The following is a 3,078-nucleotide window of genomic DNA, read 5'->3' as shown; positions in this document are numbered from 1 at the left end:
GGGGTTTCGGCCGGTGCGGCGAGTGCGGGTACCCCCTGCTCGAGCGGAGTCGAGAGCGTGGGGGAGCGTGCCGGGCGTCGTGACGGGGCGAACGTTGCCTGTCGCGGCACTAGCCCGCCGGGGCCGATTGTCAGAGGCCGCCCGTAGAGTCGGAGACAACTGATCCGACACGCGGGGCGGGAGGTGGCAGGACGTATGCGAGAGGCGGCTCAGGTGGCCGAGCGGGCGGGGGACGCGACGGTCCCGGTCCGGCTCCCCGCCGTCTTCCTGCCCGCACCCCTCCCGCGCGAGGGCCGCATCGCCTTCTGGGACCCGGAGGGCGAGCCACTTCCCCCAGGGGCCGCAGAAGACACGGCGGACGCCGGGGACACCGAGCTGACCGTCGTACGACGGCACGGCGCCGCCGGAGTCCGGCGACGCACCACCCGCGCGCTGACCCTCCCGCTCGACGCGGCCCTGCCGCTCCTCGTGCGCGCCCGGCACGACCCCGCGGCTCACCCCGCCACGGCCTGCTGGGGCGCCGCCGCCCTGCACGCCCTGCGGCTGACCGCCCGCGGCCGGCTGCTGCCCGGCCTCACCGCCACGGGCCACGACGCGTGGCGGGCCGGCCCCCTCGACCCGGACGACATCGCGCACCTGCGCGCGGTGGCCGCCGCCCTGCCCTACGAGGGCCACGCCGTGCCGCTGCCCGGCCCCGGCCCAATCCGGCTGCCCCAACCGGAAGCCCTGGTGCGCGCCTTCCTCGACGCGGTCGCCGACACCCTGCCCCGGACCCCGGCCGCGCCCCACACCGCCGGCAGGCCCTTCGCCGCCCGCGAGGCCCAGCATCTGCCCACCGCCCACGACTGGGCCGCCGAGGTCGCCGCCGGCATGGACGCCGGCGTGCGGATCTCGCTGCGCCTGGACCTGTCGGCGTACGACCTGTTCGACGACGCCTGCGATGGTGCCCGCAGCGCCGGAGCCGCGATCGTCCAGGTGCACAGCCTCGCCGACCCCACGCTCGTGGCCGACGCGGCGGACCTGTGGGCGGGCGCCGCCGACGACGCCTTCGGGCCCCGCGCGCGCGTGGACGCCGCCCTCGCCGTGCGCCGCGCGGCCCGCGTCTGGCCCCCGCTCGACCGGCTCGCCGACCAGGACGTGCCCGACGTGCTGGCCCTGACCGAGGACGAACTGAGCGACCTGCTCGGCGTCGCGGCGCCCCGGCTCGCCGCCGCCGGGGTCGCCGTGCACTGGCCGCGGGACCTCGCCCAGGACCTGTCCGCCGCCGCGGTGGTCCGTCCGGCCCCCGGCTCGGCGACCGACGGCACCGGCTTCTTCGAGAGCGAGGACCTCCTCCGGTTCCGCTGGCAGCTCGCGCTCGGCGGCGACCCGCTCACCGACACCGAGATGGACACCCTCGCCGAGGCCCACCGCCCGGTCGTCCGGCTGCGCGACCAGTGGGTGCTGGTCGACCCGGCCCTCGTCCGCAAGGCCCGCAAACGGGACCTGGGCCTGCTGGACCCGGTCGACGCGCTGTCCGTCGCCCTGACCGGCACGGCCGACGTGGACGGCGAGACGGTCGAGGCCGTCCCCGTCGGTGCGCTGGCCGCCCTGCGCGACCGCCTGACCGCGGGGATCCGCCCGGCCGAACCACCCCCGGCCCTTCAGGCCACCCTCCGGGACTACCAGCTCCGAGGGCTGGCCTGGCTCGACCTGATGACCTCCCTCGGCCTCGGCGGCTGCCTCGCCGACGACATGGGCCTCGGCAAGACCGTCACCCTCATCGCCCTGCACCTGAAGCGGGCCCGCCGCGAACCGACCCTGGTCGTCTGCCCGGCCTCCCTGCTGGGCAACTGGCAGCGGGAGATCAACCGCTTCGCCCCCGGCGTCCCCGTCCGCCGCTTCCACGGCCCGGACCGCAGCCTCGACGACCTGGACGGCGGTTTCGTCCTCACCACCTACGGCACCATGCGCTCGGCGGCCCCCGCCCTGGCCGACCGCACCTGGGGCATGGTCGTCGCCGACGAGGCGCAGCACGTCAAGAACCCCTACTCGGCCACCGCGAAGGCGCTGCGCACGATCCCGGCCCCCGCGCGCGTGGCCCTGACCGGCACGCCCGTCGAGAACAACCTCTCGGAGCTGTGGGCGCTGCTCGACTGGACGACCCCGGGCCTGCTCGGCCCGCTGAAGTCCTTCCGCGCCCGGCACGCGCGCGCCGTGGAGAACGGCGAGGACGAGGAGGCGGTGGAGCGTCTGGCCCGGCTGGTCCGGCCCTTCCTGCTGCGCCGCAAGAAGTCCGACCCGGGCATCGTGCCCGAGCTGCCGCCCAAGACGGAGACCGATCATCCGGTGCCGCTCACCCGCGAACAGGCCGCGCTGTACGAGGCGGTCGTCCGCGAGTCGATGCTCGCCATCGAGACGGCCGAGGGCATGCCCCGCCGCGGCCTGGTGCTGAAGCTCCTCACCTCGCTGAAGCAGATCTGCAACCACCCCGCGCTGTTCCTCAAGGAGGAGCACACCCCGGCCGCCGGCGACCGGCTCGCCGCCCGCTCCGGGAAACTCGCCCTGCTGGACGAGTTGCTGGACACGCTGCTGGCCGAGGACGGGTCCGCCCTCGTCTTCACCCAGTACGTCGGGATGGCCCGCCTGATCACCTCCCACCTGGCCACCCGCGCGGTCCCGGTCGAGCTCCTCCACGGCGGCACGCCGGTCCCCGAGCGGGAGCGCATGGTGGACCGCTTCCAGGCAGGTTCGACGCCGGTCCTGGTGCTGTCGCTCAAGGCGGCCGGCACCGGCCTCAACCTCACCCGGGCGGGCCATGTCGTGCACTTCGACCGCTGGTGGAACCCGGCCGTCGAGGAACAGGCCACCGACCGCGCCTACCGCATCGGCCAGACCCAGCCGGTTCAGGTGCACCGCCTCATCACGGAAGGCACCGTCGAGGACCGCATCGCCGAGATGCTCCAGTCCAAGCGTGCCCTGGCCGACGCGATCCTCGGCTCCGGCGAGTCCTCCCTCACGGAACTCACGGACCGGGAGCTGACCCTCGACGGCACCGGCCTCACCGCCGGAGACCGGGGCGTCCAGGACGCGGATGCC

General features: G+C 75.6%; 1 protein-coding gene. It reads left to right on the top strand.

Annotated elements, in window-relative coordinates; all coding sequences use genetic code 11:
• Positions 1-195: 195 nt before the first annotated feature.
• Positions 196-3,078: DEAD/DEAH box helicase (locus tag ABZ281_RS44070; RefSeq protein WP_356663863.1), on the top strand; the 2,883-nt coding region annotated here is incomplete at its 3' end.

The sequence above is a fragment of the Streptomyces sp. NPDC006265 genome (assembly GCF_040613555.1).
Classification (GTDB): domain Bacteria; phylum Actinomycetota; class Actinomycetes; order Streptomycetales; family Streptomycetaceae; genus Streptomyces.
The sequence above is the reverse complement of the archived record's forward strand: the minus strand, read 5'-3'. Positions and strand labels throughout refer to the sequence as shown.